We start from the raw sequence: 19,124 nt of genomic DNA, 5'->3' as shown, positions 1-19,124 counted from the left end.
CCCGCGGCAATCCGGTTGCCCGCCCGGCCGGCTCCCCGACCGGGAAGGATGCGGGGGATATCCCCACCCTGGAGACGGTAGCCGTCCGGATCGTCCCGGGGGCGGGTGCGTACGTACGGTGGTGCCACATCGGCAACGCTGCTCTCAGGGGGACTCGAACCATGGCCATCCGCACACGACGCACCGACGCCCTCGTGGCCGTCGCAGGGACCGCGCTTCTCGTTGCCGCGCTCAGCGGCTGTGGCAGCGCGAACGCGGAGGACTCCCCCGCCGAGCACAAGTCGTTCGCCTTCAGCGGGAAGGCGCTCACCATCGAGGCCGGCAACTCGACCCTGGATCTGGTGCCCGCCGACGTGGAGCAGATCGAGGTGACCCGCCGGGTGGACGGGTGGGTCGTGCTGGGCAGTGGGCCCGACCCGGCGTGGAGGCTCGAGGGGGACACGCTGACGCTCGAGGTGAAGTGCAAGGCGATGATCAGCAACTGTGAAGCGCACCACGAGGTGAAGGTGCCTCGCGGGCTCTCGCTCGCCGTGGAGGGGGACAACGGAGAGGTCACCGCGACCGGTTTCACCACTCCGCTCAAGATCTCCGCCGACAACGGGGGCGTCGCCGTGCGTGACGTCTCCGGGCCGCTGGAGCTTCACGCCGACAACGGCTCGATCGAGGCCGAGCGGATCTCGGGGAGGTCCGTGATCGCCCGCTCGGACAACGGGTCGGTCCAGCTCGGGTTCACCCGGGTCCCTGACCTGGTGGACACCGTCAGTGACAACGGGAGCATCTCCGTCGACCTGCCTGCCGGGAAGAACACGTACGCGGTGTCCGCGGAGGCCGACAACGGTGACGTGTCCGTCGACGTCCCCCGCAGCGACAGCAGCGAACACGTGGTGAAGGCGCGCAGCGACAACGGCGAAGTCACCGTCCGAAGTGCGAACTAACCGGCCCGTGCGTTCGTCCTAACTGGTGCGAGAATGAACCGGGCAGGTCGAATCGGCACGGGAGAGGGATGTGACGGCGACACACACGCGGCCGCAGGCGAAAGCGAGTGTCGGTTCCGCCGTCAGGGATGTCCTGGTGCTGATGCTGCTGCCGGTCCCCTTGGCCGTGGCGGCGCTGCCCGGCGCCTTCGCCGGTGGCGGCACGCGGCGCTGGTTCGGGGGGCGCGGGGAGAATCAGCGTGCCGACGCGCAGGCGGCGAAGGACGCTGCGGCCGAGGCCTTCTACGAGCTGGACACCGCTCAGCGGGATCTGCGGATCTCGATCGAGACGATCACCGCCGTGGACAGTTCTCCCCGCGCGCGCAAGGCGGCGGAGGACTTCACGGCGCTGGGCCGGCGGATCGACGAGGTCAGCCACGAATACATCACGGCGGTCGACGCCCACGACCTCGACCGTGACGACCTGGAGCCCTCGGCGGCGGCCGGAGCGCGGACCCAGCTGACCCGGGCCAAGGACGAGCTCGTACGGGTGAAGGGCGAGCTCGACCGGTTCGCCCAGGGGCTGGGGACGCTGCTCAGCGGCGCGGAGACCCAGCTCGCCCGGCTCGCCCCCGCGGTGGAGCGGGCCCGCCAGACGCTGCTCGCCGCGAGCAACGCCCTCGACGCGGTGCGGGCCTCCGGGCTTCGGGCGGATGACCTCGCTGCCCGCCTCGCGGCTCTCGCCCCCGAGCTGACCAAGCTCAACCAGGGCGCGGGGCGTCACGGCGTGGCAGAGACGCTGCAGCGCGCGGACCAGGTGCTGCGGGACGCCGAGGCGGTGCGGGCGGAGGCGGTCCGGCTTCCCGAGCGGGCGGCCGAGATCGATCGCAGGCTGGTCTCCCTGCGTACCCGGGCGCAGGCGCTCACGACACGCGCCGGACAGGTCGAGCCGGTCCTGAGCGAGCTCCGGCGGCGGTTCTCGGCTGCCTGCTGGCAGGACCTGCAGCCGGTACCCGAGCAGGCGGCGGTGAACGTCCGGCAGGCCGAGGCGAAGCTGGCCGAGGCCGCCGGGGCACGGTCCGAGCAGCGCTGGGCCGATGCGACCTCCCGGCTGAGTACGGTCCGGGCGCTGCTCAACGCGACCGACGAAGCGGTGTCCGCCGCCGGGGACCGACTGCAGAAGCTCGACGCGGTGGCGAAGAGTCCACAGGCGGAGACGGACCGCACCCGGTTCGCGATTCGGGACGCCCAGCGCCTCGCCATGGCCGGCCGCAACACACCCGACCCGCGCCACGCCCGCCCGCTGGACGACGCCGTGGCCCGCCTGGACCGTGCGATCGCCGGGCTCGACGGGCGCCATCCCGACTACTGGCACTTCCTCACCGAGACGGAAGCGGTGCGGCAGACGGCGAACCGCGTGGTCTCCGCGATCCGCGAGGAGCTCGGCACCGGCGGCGCCTGAGCGCACCCCCTGGCCAGTGGATCGGGTCAGTGGATCGGGTCAGTGGATCGGGTCAGTGGATCGGGTCAGTGGATCGGGTCAGTGGATCGGGTCAGTGGATCAGGCCGGTGGATCAGGCCGGTGGATCGGGCCCCGAGGGGGTCCCGCCCGTGGACCCGGCCCGTGGACCCGGCCGGTGGGTTCAAGCCCGAGGGGACCAGGCCCGTGGATCCGACCCGCCCGTGGATCCGGCCCGCCCGTGGATCCACGGAGTGCCCCGGTCATAAGTGACGCACTGGGCCGAGTGCCCGGCGGTGATCGGAACTGTCTGATTTGTCCCTAGCGGCCGACGGGCCGATCCTGGTAGTACCCAGCGGCTTCCGCTGAGGCGTTCCTGGCCGCACGCCGCCGAAGGAGGCCGTCATGGCCACACACGTCCTGCGCCCCACTGGCCGCCGCGGCGGGCCCTCCCGCCGCAAGGCCACGCCCCTCGACGAGCATCTGCCCGTCGACCACCGCCTCAGCCAGGTCTACCGGGTGGGGGCCGGCCTGATGGGCCTGCTGCTCGTCGCTTTCGGCATCCTCGGGCTCATCGACCGTATCGGCTTCTTCGACACCGGCGGTGACACGGTGGCGGGTCTCAACACCAACGGCGCGCTGAGCATCCTGTCCATCTGTGCCGGGCTGCTGCTCTTCGTCGGAATGGTCGTCGGAGGCAACTTCGCCTCGACCCTGAACATGGTCCTGGGCATCCTCTTCATCCTCAGCGGATTCGTGAATCTGGCCCTGCTGGACACCGGCATGAACTTCCTGGCGTTCCAGATGCAGAACGTGCTGTTCAGCTTCGTGGCCGGGCTGTTGCTGATGATGTTCGGCATGTACGGGCGGGTCAGCGGAGGTCTGCCCCACGACAATCCGTACTGGCGGGCCCGCCATCCCGAGCAGGTGTCGCGCGAGGAGCGCCGCGCACTCGCCCCGATGCCCGAGGTCGCGAGGCCGAAGAGGCTCTAATCTTGGGCCATGCCTCGTTACGAGTACCGCTGCCGCCCCTGCGGCGAGACGTTCGAGCTCAGCCGTCCCATGGCCGAGTCGTCGGATCCCGCCTCCTGCCCCGCCGGGCACGAGGACACCGTGAAACTGCTCTCCACCGTGGCCGTGGGCGGATCCGGCTCGTCGGCCTCCGCCGCTCCCGCCCCGTCGACGGCCGGGGGCGGAGGCGGCGGGTGCTGCGGGGGCGGCTGCTGCGGCTGACGGCCGCCGCGCCGGGCCGGCGGGACTTCCGCTCCGCCCGGCGTCGGGCGGGCCCGTCACGTCCGGCGTGAGAGCGTCAGCCCGTCCGCCACCGTCAGCAGCACGCTGTCCATCCGGGAGTCGGCGCGCACGTGGTCGTTGAACCCCCTGATGGCCGCCGTGGCCCCGGTGGCCAGCGGATCCGTGACGCCCCCGTGGAAGAGGACGTTGTCGGTGACGATCAGCCCGCCGGGGCGCATCCGTGGGACCAGCTCCTCCCAGTACGCGATGTAGTTGTCCTTGTCCGCGTCCAGGTAGGCCAGGTCGATGTGCGGTTCGGCCGGCATCGCGCGCAGGGTGTCCAGCGCGGGCGCGATCCGCAGGTCGACGCGGTCGGCCACTCCCGCCTTCTTCCATGCCTCCTGGCCGTACGCCGTCCACTCCTCGGAGATGTCGCAGGCGATCAGCACGCCGTCCGCGGGCAGCGCCTGGGCCATCGACAGCGCCGAGAAGCCGGTGAAGGTGCCGACCTCGACGATGTGCCGGGCGCCCGTCAGCCGTACGAGGAAGGCGAGCAGCGGCCCCTGCTCCTGCGCGGACTGCATGCCCGCATGGTGAGGCAGCTCGGCGTACGTGGTCTCCACGAGCTCGCGCTGCACCTCGTCCAGCGGCGGGTTGTGGGCCAGGGCGTAGGCGTACAGCTCATCGGTGATCTTGGTCTGGTTGCCTTGTGTCATACGGATCCCCTTGGTCTCGGTGACCCGTACAGCTTGCCGAAGATCGCTCGCTCCCGCTCGGCTGTTACGCCGGAGCGAAACGCTCAGCCGCTCCGAAGCCGAACGCTCAGCCGCTCCGGAGCGGAACGCTCAGCCCACGGTCCGCCGGGAGCCCGCGGCGCGCAGGAAGCGGCGCAGGATCTCCTCGCCCGCGGCTCCGCCCCGTTCCCTGAGCACCTCGGTGTTGGGCGCGCCCCAGCCGCAGTCGGCGAGCTCGCCGTGGCCCGGGCGCCAGGCCCTGTCGGCGGCGAGCAACAGGTCGGCGTCGAGGAGGGAGTCACCGGCGGCGAGCGTCAGTGTGGCACCGCAGCGTTGGGCCACCTCGCGCATCGCGGCGCTCTTGGTCAGCGGCTTGGGAACGGCGTAGATCTTGCGGCCCTGGAGCGAGACGGTCCAGCCCCGGGGGTCGGCCCAGGCGGACAGCTCCTTCACCCAGCCCTCGGGAAGGGCGGCACGGTCGACGACGAGGTAGGCGAAGAGGTCCTCGGCGACCCGTTCCTTGAGCAGCCAGGAGGGGTCGCCCGCGGCCCGGAGGTGGGCGCGGACCTCGGCGAGGGACGCGCACTCGTCGGCGATCCGGCCCGCCACCTGTGCCTGCCAGTCCGGGTCGGAGACGCCGTCGACGAGGATGTGCCCGCCGTTGGCGCAGATCGCGTACTGGGGAGCGGGGCCGGGCAGGTGGATGCGGCCGTACTGCTCCCGGGTCCGGGTGGTGGTCGGGACGAACACCGTGGTGCGGGCCAGCTCGTCGAGCAGTGAGGCGGCGGTCTCCGTCATGTAGCAGAGGGGCGCCCGGCCGTAGACCTCCACGCAGAGCAGGCGCGGGGCCTGCTCGTCCGGCATGGTCAGCTGCAGGGACGCCGCCGAGTAGATGAGGGTGCGGTCGAGGTCACTGGCGACCAGGGTCACGCGGTCACCCTGTGAGGGGGCCGCCGGAGGGTCCACGGTGGCGGTGCTCGGGGACCCGGCCGCAGGGCCGTCCAGGGGTGCGTCCACAGGCGTGTTCACGGTGTCGCTCACTTCGCCGTCACCGCCGTGCCGTCCGCGCCGGTGGCGCCGCGGGTGTATTTGGGGTGGATCAGCCCGACGCAGGTGTACGGGAGTTCCCCGACCTCCTCGACCGGTACGCCGCGCTGCTCGGCGAGCAGCCGCACATGGTCGAGGTCGGCGCCCGCGCCCCGCTTGGCCAGGATCTTCCAGGGAACGCGGCGGAGCAGCACCCGGGTCGTCTCACCGACGCCGGGCTTGACCAGGTTCACGTCGTGGATGCCGTACTCCTCGCTGATGCGCTCGACGGCCGCCCAGCCCTCCCAGGTCGGTGCGCGGTCCGCGGCGAGGAGTTCCTTCGCCTCGGCGTCCACGGCGCCGACGACCTCGTCGAAGCGCGCGGCGACCGTGTCGAGGAACAGGCCGGAGACGTCGGAGCCGGCGAGCTCACGGTAGAACTTCGCGCCGTGGAAGTCGTGCGGGCCGACCAGGTCGGAGCGCAGCACCGTACGGGAGATAAGCCCGGACACGGTGGAGTTGAGGCAGGCGGACGGGATGAGGAAGTCCTCGCGGGTCCCGTAGGTCCGTACGCAGCCGCCCGGATCCGCCAGTACGGCGATCTCCGGGTTGAACCCCTCGAACTCCTCCAGGGCGGCGGCGAGTTCGCGGGTGATGGCACCCTTCCCGGTCCATCCGTCGACGAAGACGACGTCCGCCGGGTCGTGGTGGGCGGCCAGCCAGCGCAGGGCGTTGGCGTCGATGCCGCGGCCCCGGACGATGGACACGGCGTAGTGCGGCAGGTCGAGGCCGTGCCGGTGCTGGGCCCATCGGCGCATCAGGACGCCGACCGGGGTCCCGGCGCGGGCGAGGGAGACCAGGACGGGGCGCGGACCCCGTTCGGCGAGCACGGTCTCGGTGACGGTGCCCACGGCACGGGCGATCCGGGCCGCCGAGGCGTCCAGGGCCGCCTTGAACAGCTCCTGGTACTGCGGGCTCGGCTGGTATTCGACGGGCAGCGACTCGGCGTAGTGCGCGCCGCCGCTCTGGATCGCCTCCTCGCGCTCCTCGGTGGGCGCCTCGAGGGGCGTGTCCGAGAGGTCCTGGAGCAGCCAGCCGACGTCGTCCGCCGCGTAGGAGGAGAAGGCGGGGCCCCGGAGGGGTTCGGGCAGCATGGCGGCTTCCTGCCTGTCGGAGGCCCTGCGGGAGGCCTTGTCGGGTGCCTGTCCGGAAGCCCGGTCGCAGGCCAGGTCGGAGGCCAGGTCGGACGCCCGTCCGGAGGACAGGTCGGACGCCCGTCCGGAGGACAGGTCGGAGGCCTTCTCGGACGCCCGTCCGGACGTCTGCCCGGAGGCCGGTGACGGGACGTACGAGGGCACGACCGCGAGCAGGACCTGGCCGGTGTGTGCGGCGAGCCGGGCCAGCAGCCCGTCGGGGGCGTGGAGGGCGGGGGTGTCCGCGGCGGAGTCGACGACGGCGAGGACGGCGTCGAATCCGGCTCCCGCGACGTTGTAGGCGTACCGGTCGCCCGGCCCGTCCGCGGGATCGTCGTGGGCGGGGAAGACGAGGCGGCTGCGTATCGCGTAGCCGGGGTCGTCGACGGCGAGCACGGGCGAGCGGGTGGTGGTGGAGTAGCGCACCTCGGCCGTGGTGGCGTCCTCCAGGGCGGTGGCGAGGCGCAGGGGTGCGTACATCAGCTCCTCGAAGCCGAGGACGAGCACCCTGCGGGCGTCGCCGAGGGCATCTGCGATACGGCCGGCCATGGCGGGGAGGGCTGCTTCCAGAGCGGCGCGGTGGGCGGGCGTGAATCCGTGCCGACCGCCGTCGGGCACACCGGCCGGCCAGTCGAGGGCGATGCGGGCGGGGAGGGACCGGGGCGCGGGAGCCTCCTCCGCTCCACTCGCCGTGTGCGCCGCGTCGTGCTCGGCCACCAGGCTCAGGCCCTTCTCCAGGACCCCGTCGGGCAGACGCACGGTGCCGCGGGCCCGGGCCACCAGGTCGACGCGGGCGCCGATCTCCTCGGCGAATTCCGCGAGCCGCCCCTGATCGGCCTCGGACCGCATGTCCACCAGCGCGACGATGACGTACCGGTCCCGGGGGTAGCGCGCGTGGAGGGCGCGGATGGTGTTGAGCACCGTGTTGCCGGTGGAGAACTCGTCGTCGACCAGGACCAGCGGGGAACCCTGAGCGCCGGCGCTCAGCAGGTCCGGGTCCTCGGGCAGCAGCAGGTGGGAGGTGGCGTGCGAGTGCGCCTCCTCGAAACCGCCCGCCTGGGCGACGCCGTCCACGGGGCGGCGGGTCGAGTGGAGGTAGGGGGCCACACCCAGCCCGTCCGCGACGGCGTGACCGAGGCCGGTCGCCGTCTCGGCGTACCCGAGGACGACGGCCCGGCGGGCCTCCCTCTCGCCCAGCAGGTCCCGTACCCGCTCGCCGAGCTCGAAGCCCGCGCCGTGGACGACCGACGGCCGCTGCGGCACGTGCTTGCCCAGGACGTTCGACACGAGCAGATGGGCGCGCTTCGGGTTGCGTCGCAGGGCGAGGCCCAGCAGCTCCCGGATCTCCCCGTCGCCGACGAGCTCCACCCCGAGCCGCCCGGCGACCCAGTTACCCGACCACTCCACGTCCACTGCCTCTTCTTCCCGTATGTGCTCGTGTGCCCGCCGGTGCTCGCCCATGTCCGCGCTCAGTCCGTCACGCCGGCGGCCAGGAGCTCGACGAAGCCGACGTCCTCGCGTGCCACACCGAAGACCTCCGCCCGCTGCAGGGTCCGCTCCGCCCAGGCGCGGTGCGGCTTCACTTCGTTCATCTTGTTCGTGTACGCGGAGCGCAGCACCCCGCCGCCGCCCCGCTCGGGCCGCAGGATGTCCTGCGCGTCGCTGTACTCCTCGTGGCTGACGACCGACAGGGCGTGCACGGGCATGACGTGGGACGGGTGGATGCAGGTCTTGCCGAGGAGCCCGTTGGCCCGGTCGAGGGCGATCTCGCGCAGCAGCCCGTCCAGGTCGTGCTCGATGAGCGCGGTGCGCAGCTCCTCGGCCTGCCCCGCGAAGGGGCTGCGGCGCAGCTGGGGCTTGAACATCCGCTCCTGGAGACGGAAGTACTCCCACACGGGTCCGGTGATGGTGAAGCCGGTGCCGTCCGCCCTGCCCAGCACGTTCACGACGTCGCCGATGACCGCGCCGACGATCTGGACGTCGTACGCCGTCATGTCCGGCGCCCGGCGCAGGCCGTAGGCGGAGCAGAAGTCGGTGACGCCGAGCCGCAGCGCCAGGATCCGCTCGCGGTACTTGTCGACGGTGCGGGCGATTCCCGAGAGGGTGTCGCTCCGGCTCTCCAGATGCAGCAGCTCGGGCGATTCGAGGACGGGCATGGCGAACAGCCGGTGTCCGCTGTCCGCTTCCGCGGCGGTGAGTGCCTCCAGGAAGAGCTCGCCCCGCTCCTCGGTGAATTTCGGAAGTACGAATCCGGACAACAATCGGACGGAGCTTCCGAGTCGCCGCGCCAGGTCGGAGATCTGTTCCGGTTCACGGACCCTGACGAAGAGCAGCGGCACTTCGGCGCCCCGCGTCTCGAGGTCGGCGAACTGCCGGACCAGGTTGGCCTCGGCACCGACCACCTCGGCGTCGTCGATGGAATCCTCCAGGCAGAGCACCATGGAGACGACTCCCCCACGGGCCTGCTTGATCACGTCGTCGGCCAGCCGGGGCCGGGTCGCGGGGCTGTAGAGCGTGGCCCCCAGCGCCGCGGCCAGCACGTGCGGGGAGGAACCCGCGTCGAATTCGCACGGCTCCCTGAAGAAGAGACTCTCCCGGACAGCGGACGAGATATGCCCGAAATGACGCATGTGTTTCCCCCGTACTGCCTTAGAGACCGGATAAACGTATGGCCGGTAATAGTACGTTCGGGTGGGTGTCTCCGGTTCCCCAGCCGTATGAACTTCGGATGTCCCCGGCGTATCCCACTCCCGCGCGGCGCGCCTCCGTGCCCCCCGCGAAGGGGCCCTGGCCTACTAGTCCGTACCCCCGCGTTGTCCGGACGCTCCCCGAGCAGGCAGGATGACCGCCATGACGCACGCGATGCTGAAGGGCTCGAACGTCCCTCTCGACGCCATGGCCGTACGGGCCGTGCTGCGCTGGACCCCGGGCGCCGGCGTCCCGGACGTGGACGCCTCCGCCCTGCTGATCGGCGCCGACGGGCGGGTGCGTTCCGACGAGGACTTCGTCTTCTACAACCAGCCGCGGCACCCCTCCGGCCTCGTGCGGCGCCTGCCCAAGCGCAGCGCGCCCGAGGGACTCACGGACACGATCGAGGCGGACCTGTCCGCGCTGGACCCCTCCGTGGACCAGGTGGTCATCGCCGCGTCCTGCGACGAGGCGGCGTTCGAGCGTGTGACGGACCTGCGGATATCGCTGTACGACGCGGCATCCGCCGAGAGCGAGCCGCTCGCCGTCTTCGACGTGCGCGCGGAGACCGGCGAGGAGACCGCCGTCATCTGCGGGGAGCTGTACCGGCGCGGTGACGGCTGGAAGTTCCGCGCGGTGGCTCAGGGCTACCCGACGGGCCTCGTCGGGCTGGCCACCGCCTTCGGGATCTCCGTGGACGAGGCCGAGGCGGCCTCCGAGCCCGGCCCGGCGGCCGTGCCCGACTCCCAGGCCACCGTCCAGCACCAGCAGCCCGTGCCCGACTCCCAGGCCACCGTCCAGCACCAGCAGCCCGCGCCGGACTCCCAGGCGACGGTCCAGCACCAGCAGCCCGCCTACGGCTACCCGCAGCCGTCTGCGGCCCCCCAGCCGGCCTACGGCTACCCGCAGCCCACCGCCGCGCCGCAGCCCGCGTACGGCTACCCCCAGCCCGCCGCGGCCCAGCCCGCCTACGGTTACCCGCAGCCCGCCGCCGCGGCGGCGCACGCCGCCGACCCGAACTTCGTGCTTCCCCCGCAAGGCCCGCAGTTCCTCCGGTCGTGAACCGGCGGCGCGGTCGCCCTTGACGGCACGCACTCAGGCCCGCGTCTTGTAGCCGCGTCCCCACTGCATGCCGTAGCCGTACATCCGGTCCAGCTCCGACTGGAAGCCGTACACGAATTTCACCTCGCGCCGCACGATCAGCTCGCCCTTGACGTTCTCCACCGTGAACACCGCGCACGAGCGGGCCTGCGGGGCCCGTTCGTCCAGCTCGATCTCGATGCGCGGGCCGTTGCCCGGGTAGAGCGTCACCTTGGCGTGCGTGCGGTCGAAGGCCGGGGTCTGGTCGTAGATGTAGACGAAGAACAGCAGGCGCTTGATCTCGTCACGCTTGTCGAGGTTCACGTAAACGGTCTCACCCGACGGGGCCCCGAACCGGTCGTCCCCGCTGAGCCTGACGTACGGCGCCGCGTTCAGGTCACCGATGAGGTTGCCCAGCGGCTGGACCACCCCCCTGGTCCCGTCCGCCAGCTCGTACATGCAGCCCAGGTCCAGGTCGACGTTGACCATCCCCTGCGTGTGGGCCTGGACCACGTCGGGCTGGAAGAGCTTCAGCGGGCGCAGCAGCCGACCGCTCTGCCGTGATCTGCCGCCGATGTCCGACGTGCGCATGCGCCACGACAGGTTGACGCGCAGATTGCCCGAGAGCGCGCCCTGCTTGTTCAGCGAGACCGTGGCATTGCGCTTGGAGAGCACGATCGAGTTCGTCGCGGAGTTACCCGACTCGAACTGCGACGCCCGCCGCGGAAACAGGCCGTCCCAGAAGGCCATCCCAACCCCCACACATATCGGTAGTACCGCCGGCCCCGCACATACGGCCCCACACGCCCCGCACGTCACTGCGGGGCGGCCACCGGGCCGGGTCCGGGTGTTTCCCGAGAACGCCGACGTGGGCCGCCCCGCAGAGAGAGCGTTCCTCAATCCCTACCGGGTCACACCCCGGAGGAGACTTCCGCCTTGGAATCCGAGCCGCCGTCGCCGTCGCCGCCGGCCGCCTCGATCGCCTTGTTGCGCCGCACCGAGGACCAGAAGGACCACCCGATCAGCACGACGCCGACGAGACCGGTGATGATCTCGTTGATCTCGTACTGGATGGTGACGAGCAGGATGACCGACAGGGCGCCGATCGCGTAGTGCGCGCCGTGCTCCAGGTAGACGTAGTCGTCCAGGGTGCCCTGGCGGACCAGGTACACGGTGAGCGAACGGACGTACATGGCGCCGATACCGAGGCCGAGGGCCATCAGCACGATCTCGTTGGTGATGGCGAAGGCGCCGATGACACCGTCGAACGAGAAGGACGCGTCGAGGACCTCGAGGTAGAGGAACATGAAGAACGCGGCCTTGCCCGCGAGGAGGACACCGGAGACGGGCTTGCCGGCCTTCCTGGCCTCTTCCTCCGCCTCCTGCTCGCGTTCCTCCTCCTCTTCGAGCTTGCCCTCGAAGAACCCGGAGAGTCCGCCGACCACGAGGTAGGTGATCAGACCGGCGATGCCGGAGAGCATGACGGTGGACGCCTTGTCCGCGTGCCCGCCGCCGTGCTGGTGCGCCTGGGTGGCGACCGTCATGGCCGCGACCAGCAGGACGATCAGCGCGACGCAGACCGACAGCATGTCGACCTTGCCGAGCTTGGCGAGCGGACGCTCGATCCAGCGCAGCCACTGGATGTCACGGTCCTCGAAGATGAAGTCGAGGAAGATCATGAGCAGGAACATGCCACCGAAGGCGGCGATGGACGGATGGGCGTCCGTCACCAGTTCCTTGTACCGGTCGGGGTCGTTGAACGAGAGGTCGATGGCCTCGATCGGCCCCAGCTGAGCGCTGATGGCCACGATCACGACGGGGAACACCAGCCGCATGCCGAAGACCGCGATGAGCACGCCGACGGTGAGGAAGATCTTCTGCCAGAAGGCATTCATCTTCTTCAGGATCCCGGCGTTGATCACCGCGTTGTCGAAGGACAGCGAGATCTCGAGGACCGACAGGATCGCTACGATGCCGAATGCCTGCCACCCCCCGTAGAACACCGCTGCGACCAGGCCGAGCGCGGTAACCGCGAACGACCAGCCGAAGGTTTTCAGAAGCACTGGCTACCCCATCGTGTAAGTAACGGGTCTCCCCCGGTTGAGTACGGGGCTCCCCCGCGCCGTGCGCGGCTTTACGAAACGTTGACCCCGAAGTCTAGAGCGATGCCCCGGAGCCCTGACGCGTACCCCTGTCCCACTGCACGGAATTTCCACTCCCCGCCGTAGCGGTAGAGCTCGCCGAAGATCATCGCCGTCTCCGTCGACGCGTCCTCGGTGAGGTCGTACCGTGCCAGTTCCTGACCGTCCGCCTGGTTCACCACGCGGATGAAGGCATTGCTGACCTGGCCGAAAGTCTGCCCACGATTGTCGGCATCATGAATCGAGACCGGGAAGAGAATCTTGTCGCAGTGCGCCGGGACCTGCGTGAGGTTCACGATGACGGACTCGTCGTCGCCGTCACCCTCACCCGTGAGGTTGTCCCCGGTGTGCTCGACGGAGCCGTCGGGGCTGGTGAGGTTGTTGTAGAACACGAACCACTCGTCGCCGAGGACCCGGCCCGACTGGCACAGCAGTGCGCTGGCGTCGAGGTCGAAGTCGGCTCCCGTCGTGGATCGTGCGTCCCAGCCGAGCCCGACCAGCACCTGAGTGAGATTGGGTGCGGCCTTGGAGAGGGAGACGTTGCCTCCCTTGGCGAGCGTGACGCCCATGGTGTGTCCTCCCCGATTCTTATGGACGGTCGTTCCGGCCAAGCACGGGCGCCTGACGGGCGCGGGGCGCTCTGCCGAGCGCGTCCGGCGCCGCACGAGGTGCGGCGCCGGACGCGATGGAGCTTGAGGTGTCCGGAGACCTCCCCGGACCGGCTCAGACGTTGACGCCGAAGTCCTGCGCGATGCCGCGCAGACCCGAGGCATACCCCTGGCCGATGGCACGGAACTTCCATTCGGCGCCGTTGCGGTAGAGCTCGCCGAAGACCATGGCGGTCTCCGTCGACGCGTCCTCGCTCAGGTCGTAGCGCGCGAGCTCGCTGTTGTCCGCCTGGTTCACCACGCGGATGTACGCGTTGCGCACCTGGCCGAAGCTCTGCTGCCGGCTCTCGGCCTCGTAGATCGAGACCGGGAAGACGATCTTGTCGACGTCGGCCGGGACTCCGGCCAGGTTGACCTTGATGACCTCGTCGTCGCCCTCGCCCTCACCGGTGAGGTTGTCACCGGTGTGCTCGACCGAGCCGTCGGGGCTCTTGAGGTTGTTGAAGAAGACGAAATTCCCGTCGCTGCCGACCTTGCCCTCGGCGTTCGTCAGCAGAGCGCTGGCGTCGAGGTCGAAGTCACCGCCGGTGGTCGTACGGGCATCCCAGCCCAGACCGACGATGACCGCGGTCAGGTTCGGCGCGGCCTTGGTCAGCGAGACGTTTCCGCCCTTGCTGAGGCTGACTCCCACGAGTCCTCCAAAAGTTTTGAGAGGGCCGGCAGACGCCAGCGCCCCCGTCGTGCTCTGGCATCGGATCAACGATTGGATCCTAGTGACCGGTTCCCGGCCAAAACAGGCTTTTGACCGGGCGCCGCCAGGAGATCCCCGGACACACCACGTCACAGACCCCGGGATCCCGCCCGTCGCGGGCCCGGGAACCGGTACGGCGGCCCCGGAAAGCCCCGGACGGGTCCGGATCAGATCGAGTCGAGCGCCTTGATGTAGTCGTTCAGGTCACGCGCGTCCGGCAGCCCGTTGACGACGGTCCAGCGGACCACGCCCTCCTTGTCGATGACGAACGTGCCGCGCACCGCGCAGCCCTTGTCCTCGTCGAAGACGCCGTACGCCCGGGAGGTCGCGCCGTGCGGCCAGAAGTCCGACAGCAGCGGGTACTCGAGGCCCTCCTGCTCGGCGAAGACACGCAGGGTGTGGATCGAGTCGTTGGAGACGGCGAGCAGCTGGGTGTCGTCGTTCTCGAACTTCGGGAGCTCGTCGCGCAGCGCGCACAGCTCACCCGTGCAGACACCGGTGAAGGCGAACGGGTAGAAGAGCAGGACCACGTTCTTCTCGCCGCGGAAGTCCGACAGCTTCACGGTCCGCCCGTGGTTGTCCTTCAGCTCGAAATCCGGAGCCTGCGTGCCGACCTCGATCGCCATGTGAAACTCGTCCCTTCGCAGATGTCGCGCGTCCCGGCCTGGGCCGTCCGGGTGACACCCACCCTACGCAGCGTCTCCCGCCGGCGCCGGGCAGGCCCGCGGGCGCGCGTAAGAAGGCCCCCGGCGGCGTGATGCCGTCGGGGGCCCCTCGGGTGGTGAAGGAACTCTCAGCGCTTGGCCTTGGCCCCCTTGGGAGTGACCAGACGGCTGCCCGTCCAGTCCTTGCCCGCGCTGATGCTCTTGGTCTGGGCAAGACCCGCTGTCTGGGCAGCCTCGTTGATGTCGCTCGGCTCGACGTATCCGTCTCGGCCGGTTTTGGGCGTCAGCAGCCAGACCGCCCCACCGTCCTCGATCAGACCAATGGCATCCACCAGCGCGTCCGTAAGGTCGCCGTCCTCGTCGCGGAACCAGAGCAGGACGACGTCAGCGACGTCGTCGTAGTCCTCGTCGACGAGTTCCTGGCCGATTGTGGCCTCAATGCCCTCACGGAGCTCCTGCTCGACGTCGTCGTCGTAGCCGATCTCCTGGACCACCTGTCCGGGTTCGAACCCAAGCCTTGCGGCCGTGTTGGTCCGTTCCTCCGCGTGGTCCGCGGTCGCGCTCACGGGTTGCCTCCTGATCATGTTTCGGAAAATGCTTCAGCCACGCGCGTGCGCGGGGCGTTGGCCGTAGTCCACACGGGCTCGGCGAATCGCGCAAGTACCCGGCGTCCGAGACCGCCTAAACGGTGACGTTCCCTGCCACGTCGCCGCAACGTCCGGCATGTCTCCTGCGGGGCCGGAAATGGTGTCCGGACCCTTTACGTCCTTCCTCAGCTTATGCCGTTTCGCTCCGCCATTCGGATTCGAACGGGCTTTGGGAACGCTTGGCCGGGTTGGGCGTATGGTTGCGGTTTGGGCGGGACCGCCCTCGCGCTGCTGGTACTCGTGCCCGGACACGGCGCCCGGGAACCTTGTGTTACCCCACAGTAGAGATGACGTTTGAGACTCTCGCGGTACACGATGGAGGCGGCGTAGAGCAGCCACCCGGGGGGTACGTTGCCCGCAACCAGGCCCCGAAGAGCACCACCGAACAGCGAAGGAACAGTGTGGCTTCCGGATCCGATCGCAACCCGATCATCATTGGCGGCCTTCCGAGCCAGGTCCCGGACTTCGATCCTGAAGAGACCCAGGAATGGCTCGACTCCCTCGACGCCGCCGTCGACGAGCGCGGCCGTGAGCGGGCCCGCTACCTGATGCTCCGGCTCATCGAGCGCGCGCGCGAGAAGCGCGTGGCCGTGCCCGAGATGCGCAGCACCGACTACATCAACACGATCGCCACGAAGGACGAGCCGTTCTTCCCCGGCGACGAGGAGATCGAGCGCAAGGTCCTCAACGCGACCCGGTGGAACGCCGCGGTGATGGTCTCCCGCGCCCAGCGTCCCGGGATCGGCGTCGGCGGCCACATCGCCACCTTCGCCTCCTCCGCCTCGCTGTACGACGTGGGCTTCAACCACTTCTTCCGCGGCAAGGACGACGGCCTGGGAGGCGACCAGATCTTCTTCCAGGGACACGCGTCCCCCGGCATCTACGCCCGCGCGTTCCTGCTCGACCGGCTGAGCGAGGCGCAGCTCGACGGCTTCCGCCAGGAGAAGTCGAAGGCCGGTCACGCGCTGTCCAGCTACCCGCACCCGCGGTCGATGCCGGACTTCTGGGAGTTCCCCACCGTCTCCATGGGCCTCGGCCCGCTCGGTGCCATCTACCAGGCGCGGATGAACCGCTACATGGAGGCGCGCGGCATCGCCGACACCTCCAAGTCGCACGTCTGGGCCTATCTCGGCGACGGCGAGATGGACGAGCCCGAGTCGCTCGGCCAGCTCTCCATCGCCGCCCGCGAGGGTCTGGACAACCTCACCTTCGTGGTCAACTGCAACCTGCAGCGCCTGGACGGCCCGGTGCGCGGCAACGGCAAGATCATCCAGGAGCTGGAGTCCCAGTTCCGCGGCGCCGGCTGGAACGTCATCAAGCTGGTCTGGGACCGCACCTGGGACCCGCTGCTCGCGCAGGACCGCACCGGCATCCTGGTCAACAAGCTGAACACCACGCCGGACGGCCAGTTCCAGACGTACGCCACCGAGACCGGGTCGTACATCCGTGACCACTTCTTCGGTGACGACCCGCGGCTGCGCGACATGGTCAAGGACATGTCCGACGAACAGATCCTGCACCTGGGCCGCGGTGGTCACGACCACCGCAAGGTCTACGCGGCCTACGCGGCGGCCAAGGCGCACAAGGGCCAGCCGACGGTGATCCTGGCGCAGACGGTCAAGGGCTGGACGCTCGGGCCGAACTTCGAGGGCCGCAACGCGACCCACCAGATGAAGAAGCTCACGGCGGACGACCTCAAGCGCTTCCGTGACCGGCTCCACATCCCGATCGCGGACAAGCAGCTGGAGGACGGCAACCCGCCGTACTACCACCCGGGCCGCGACTCGGAGGAGATCCAGTACATGCACGACCGGCGCCAGGGCCTGGGCGGCTACGTCCCGACCCGTGTGGTGCGGGCGAAGCCGCTGCCCCTGCCGGACGAGAAGGCGTACGCGACCGCGAAGAAGGGTTCGGGTCAGCAGTCGATCGCCACGACCATGGCGTTCGTCCGCGTCCTGAAGGACCTCATGCGGGACAAGGAGATCGGCAAGCGTTTCGTGCTGATCGCCCCCGATGAGTACCGCACCTTCGGCATGGACGCGTTCTTCCCGAGTGCGAAGATCTACAACCCCCTGGGTCAGCAGTACGAGTCCGTGGACCGTGAGCTGCTCCTCGCGTACAAGGAGTCGCCGACCGGCCAGATGCTGCACGACGGCATCTCCGAGGCCGGCTGCACGGCGTCGCTGATCGCCGCGGGTTCGGCGTACGCCACGCACGGCGAGCCGCTGATCCCGGTGTACGTCTTCTACTCGATGTTCGGTTTCCAGCGCACCGGTGACCAGTTCTGGCAGATGGCCGACCAGCTCTCGCGCGGTTTCGTGCTGGGCGCCACCGCCGGGCGTACGACGCTGACCGGTGAGGGTCTCCAGCACGCGGACGGCCACTCGCAGCTCCTCGCCTCGACGAACCCGGCCTGCGTCTCCTACGACCCGGCGTTCGGTTACGAGATCGCGCACATCGTCAAGGACGGTCTGCGGCGGATGTACGGCGAGGAGAGCGAGGACGTCTTCTACTACCTCACCGTCTACAACGAGCCGATCCAGCACCCGGCGGAGCCCGCCGACGTGGACGTCGAGGGCATCCTCAAGGGTGTGCACCGCTACCGCGCAGGCGAGAAGGGCCGGATCCCGGCCCAGATCATGGCGTCCGGCGTGGCGGTCCCGTGGGCGGTGGAGGCCCAGCGGATCCTCGCCGACGAGTGGGACGTGAAGGCGGACGTCTGGTCGGCGACCTCCTGGAACGAACTGCGCCGTGAGGCGGTCGAGGTGGAGCGCCACAACCTGCTCCACCCGGAGGAGGAGCAGCAGGTCCCGTACGTCACGCGGAAGCTCTCCGGCTCCGAGGGCCCGTTCGTGGCGGTCTCGGACTGGATGCGTTCCGTGCCCGACCAGATCGCGCGCTGGGTTCCCGGCGCGTACCAGTCGCTGGGTGCGGACGGCTTCGGCTTCGCCGACACCCGGGGTGCGGCCCGCCGCTACTTCCACATCGACGCGCAGTCGATCGTGCTGGCGGTGCTGACCGAGCTCGCGAAGGAAGGCCGGATCGACCGTTCGGCGCTGAAGACGGCGCTCGACCGTTACGAGCTGCTGGACGTGGCCGCCGCGGGCCCCGGCCCGGCCGGTGGTGACGCGTAGGGAACACGAGTTCCGGACGAAGGGCGGCGGGCCCCGGGCCCGCCGCCCTTCGGCGTTCGCCCGCCGGTCAGGTCTCGGAGCGTCGTGCGGTCATGACGGTGTTGCTTCCAGCCGGTCCTGCGGAGGACGGACAGCGACAGGGGCCGGATCAGCGCCTTTCCCGCGCGGCACGCTCACCTCGACGAGGAGTGGCCCTCGTGGACGGCATGATCACCGCCGCACGCCGGCGGCCCCGCCGCCGCCCTCCCTTCCGGACGCCGTCGGCTCAGTTCTCCCAGATCTTGAAGGCCCTGACCGTGTACGGCGACCGGGGCACCCAGGTGCCGCCGCCCGGGTAGGTCTCGAACTCCCCGGTCTCGGCGCACTCGGCCGACTGGTAGGTGGTGACGGGCCGTCCCGTGCGGTTCACCAGGGCCTGGGCGGAGCTGCCCGACGGCAGCGGGACACAGCTCTCGATGTCGACGGTGGACAGCTCGTGGACCTGTGCGGCCCCGGTGAAGTCGGGCTTCGCCCAGAGGCAGAGCTGCCCCGCCCCGCAGGGCGCCAGCCCCTTCGGGGCGGCCTGCGGGGCGGGCCGTGAGCGCTCTTGTCCGGCGGGCCCGTGGTGGGCGGCGGGCGCGGCGCCCGAGGACAGGGCCGTGGCCGGGACGAGCGCGGTGGCCGCCAGGGTGGCGGCGAGAACGGTCGTACGCATGGTGGATCAACCCCCGTGGTCGAGCGAGCCGGGCGGCTCGCCATGTCCGCACTCTGACCTGCGGGGGCGCGGGCGGGGAAGGGGTCGGGCGGCGGACCACCCTGATAGGCGACAGCCCCGCCGGAACCGTCCGGCGGGGCTGTCGGGTGCGCTGTGT

General features: G+C 70.2%; 17 protein-coding genes. 6 read left to right on the top strand and 11 right to left on the bottom strand.

The annotated features are described in order from the left end of the window. Positions 1–161: 161 nt before the first annotated feature. The 4 genes from ACIRJR_RS12420 to ACIRJR_RS12405 all read left to right on the top strand — a co-directional run bounded on the left by ACIRJR_RS12420 (position 162) and on the right by ACIRJR_RS12405 (position 3,606). A complete protein-coding gene (locus tag ACIRJR_RS12420; protein ID WP_403777936.1) occupies positions 162–935 on the top strand; it encodes a DUF4097 family beta strand repeat-containing protein in 774 nt (257 codons plus the stop codon). A 70-nt stretch (positions 936–1,005) separates the two neighbouring features. Next, positions 1,006–2,376, top strand: coding sequence for a hypothetical protein (locus ACIRJR_RS12415; protein ID WP_403777933.1), 1,371 nt, complete (start codon positions 1,006–1,008; stop codon positions 2,374–2,376). Positions 2,377–2,778: 402 nt separating this feature from the next. Continuing rightward, a complete protein-coding gene (locus ACIRJR_RS12410) occupies positions 2,779–3,366 on the top strand; it encodes a DUF4383 domain-containing protein (RefSeq protein ID WP_403777930.1) in 588 nt (195 codons plus the stop codon). A 9-nt stretch (positions 3,367–3,375) separates the two neighbouring features. Continuing rightward, positions 3,376–3,606: a zinc ribbon domain-containing protein gene (locus tag ACIRJR_RS12405; RefSeq protein ID WP_403777927.1), complete on the top strand. Its 231-nt coding sequence runs from the start codon at positions 3,376–3,378 to the stop codon at positions 3,604–3,606. Between the two features lie 56 nt (positions 3,607–3,662). Here ACIRJR_RS12405 and ACIRJR_RS12400 read toward each other — a convergent pair whose 3' ends face one another. From ACIRJR_RS12400 to ACIRJR_RS12385, 4 genes are all read right to left on the bottom strand, one after another. Further along, a complete protein-coding gene (locus ACIRJR_RS12400) occupies positions 3,663–4,322 on the bottom strand; it encodes an O-methyltransferase (RefSeq protein WP_403777924.1) in 660 nt (219 codons plus the stop codon). A gap of 129 nt (positions 4,323–4,451) precedes the next feature. Continuing rightward, positions 4,452–5,306 (bottom strand): HAD family hydrolase, encoded by an 855-nt coding sequence (locus ACIRJR_RS12395; protein WP_403778719.1) that lies wholly within the window; start codon positions 5,304–5,306, stop codon positions 4,452–4,454. Between the two features lie 71 nt (positions 5,307–5,377). Further along, the gene (locus tag ACIRJR_RS12390; RefSeq protein WP_403777921.1) at positions 5,378–8,020 is read right to left on the bottom strand and encodes a phosphoribosyltransferase; all 2,643 of its coding nucleotides are present in this window, start codon (positions 8,018–8,020) and stop codon (positions 5,378–5,380) included. An 8-nt stretch (positions 8,021–8,028) separates the two neighbouring features. After that, positions 8,029–9,189: an HpcH/HpaI aldolase/citrate lyase family protein gene (locus ACIRJR_RS12385; protein WP_403777918.1), complete on the bottom strand. Its 1,161-nt coding sequence runs from the start codon at positions 9,187–9,189 to the stop codon at positions 8,029–8,031. A 211-nt stretch (positions 9,190–9,400) separates the two neighbouring features. On the opposite strand from ACIRJR_RS12385, the gene ACIRJR_RS12380 reads away from it, so the two are divergent. Further along, positions 9,401–10,309, top strand: coding sequence for a TerD family protein (locus ACIRJR_RS12380; protein WP_403777915.1), 909 nt, complete (start codon positions 9,401–9,403; stop codon positions 10,307–10,309). A gap of 33 nt (positions 10,310–10,342) precedes the next feature. On the opposite strand, the gene ACIRJR_RS12375 is transcribed toward ACIRJR_RS12380, so the two are convergent. The 6 genes from ACIRJR_RS12375 to ACIRJR_RS12350 form a co-directional block, all read right to left on the bottom strand. Continuing rightward, positions 10,343–11,077, bottom strand: a complete 735-nt coding sequence (locus tag ACIRJR_RS12375; RefSeq protein ID WP_403777912.1) for a Tellurium resistance — start codon at positions 11,075–11,077, stop codon at positions 10,343–10,345. A gap of 161 nt (positions 11,078–11,238) precedes the next feature. Then, positions 11,239–12,390: a DUF475 domain-containing protein gene (locus tag ACIRJR_RS12370; protein WP_403777909.1), complete on the bottom strand. Its 1,152-nt coding sequence runs from the start codon at positions 12,388–12,390 to the stop codon at positions 11,239–11,241. A 71-nt stretch (positions 12,391–12,461) separates the two neighbouring features. Then, positions 12,462–13,037 (bottom strand): TerD family protein, encoded by a 576-nt coding sequence (locus ACIRJR_RS12365; RefSeq protein ID WP_329228403.1) that lies wholly within the window; start codon positions 13,035–13,037, stop codon positions 12,462–12,464. 154 nt (positions 13,038–13,191) lie between these two features. After that, positions 13,192–13,767 (bottom strand): TerD family protein, encoded by a 576-nt coding sequence (locus ACIRJR_RS12360; protein ID WP_124276684.1) that lies wholly within the window; start codon positions 13,765–13,767, stop codon positions 13,192–13,194. 227 nt (positions 13,768–13,994) lie between these two features. Continuing rightward, positions 13,995–14,453, bottom strand: a complete 459-nt coding sequence (locus ACIRJR_RS12355; RefSeq protein ID WP_403777906.1) for a peroxiredoxin — start codon at positions 14,451–14,453, stop codon at positions 13,995–13,997. A gap of 167 nt (positions 14,454–14,620) precedes the next feature. Continuing rightward, positions 14,621–15,058 carry a DUF3052 domain-containing protein gene (locus ACIRJR_RS12350; RefSeq protein ID WP_056784969.1) on the bottom strand — a complete coding sequence of 146 codons (438 nt, stop codon included), beginning with the start codon at positions 15,056–15,058 and terminating at the stop codon, positions 14,621–14,623. Between the two features lie 482 nt (positions 15,059–15,540). Between ACIRJR_RS12350 and aceE the strand changes: the two genes are divergently transcribed. Further along, the gene (gene aceE, locus ACIRJR_RS12345) at positions 15,541–18,273 is read left to right on the top strand and encodes a pyruvate dehydrogenase (acetyl-transferring), homodimeric type (RefSeq protein ID WP_403777902.1); all 2,733 of its coding nucleotides are present in this window, start codon (positions 15,541–15,543) and stop codon (positions 18,271–18,273) included. A gap of 265 nt (positions 18,274–18,538) precedes the next feature. Here aceE and ACIRJR_RS12340 read toward each other — a convergent pair whose 3' ends face one another. After that, positions 18,539–18,967 carry a peptidase inhibitor family I36 protein gene (locus ACIRJR_RS12340; RefSeq protein WP_403777899.1) on the bottom strand — a complete coding sequence of 143 codons (429 nt, stop codon included), beginning with the start codon at positions 18,965–18,967 and terminating at the stop codon, positions 18,539–18,541. Positions 18,968–19,124 lie beyond the last annotated feature (157 nt).

The organism is Streptomyces sp. NPDC102402 (assembly GCF_044765765.1).
Lineage (GTDB): Bacteria > Actinomycetota > Actinomycetes > Streptomycetales > Streptomycetaceae > Streptomyces.
This window is presented reverse-complemented; position numbering and strand designations above follow the sequence as displayed.

Coding starts and splice junctions, on each gene's coding strand:
- ACIRJR_RS12340 (WP_403777899.1), bottom strand. CDS start 18,967: ATGCGTACGACCGTTCTCGCCGCCACCCTGGCGGCCACCGCGCTCGTC.
- ACIRJR_RS12365 (WP_329228403.1), bottom strand. CDS start 13,037: ATGGGCGTCACGCTCGCCAAGGGAGGCAACGTCTCCCTCTCCAAGGCC.
- ACIRJR_RS12355 (WP_403777906.1), bottom strand. CDS start 14,453: ATGGCGATCGAGGTCGGCACGCAGGCTCCGGATTTCGAGCTGAAGGAC.
- ACIRJR_RS12375 (WP_403777912.1), bottom strand. CDS start 11,077: ATGGCCTTCTGGGACGGCCTGTTTCCGCGGCGGGCGTCGCAGTTCGAG.
- ACIRJR_RS12400 (WP_403777924.1), bottom strand. CDS start 4,322: ATGACACAAGGCAACCAGACCAAGATCACCGATGAGCTGTACGCCTAC.
- ACIRJR_RS12385 (WP_403777918.1), bottom strand. CDS start 9,189: ATGCGTCATTTCGGGCATATCTCGTCCGCTGTCCGGGAGAGTCTCTTC.
- ACIRJR_RS12390 (WP_403777921.1), bottom strand. CDS start 8,020: ATGGGCGAGCACCGGCGGGCACACGAGCACATACGGGAAGAAGAGGCA.
- ACIRJR_RS12420 (WP_403777936.1), top strand. CDS start 162: ATGGCCATCCGCACACGACGCACCGACGCCCTCGTGGCCGTCGCAGGG.
- ACIRJR_RS12405 (WP_403777927.1), top strand. CDS start 3,376: ATGCCTCGTTACGAGTACCGCTGCCGCCCCTGCGGCGAGACGTTCGAG.
- ACIRJR_RS12380 (WP_403777915.1), top strand. CDS start 9,401: ATGACCGCCATGACGCACGCGATGCTGAAGGGCTCGAACGTCCCTCTC.
- ACIRJR_RS12410 (WP_403777930.1), top strand. CDS start 2,779: ATGGCCACACACGTCCTGCGCCCCACTGGCCGCCGCGGCGGGCCCTCC.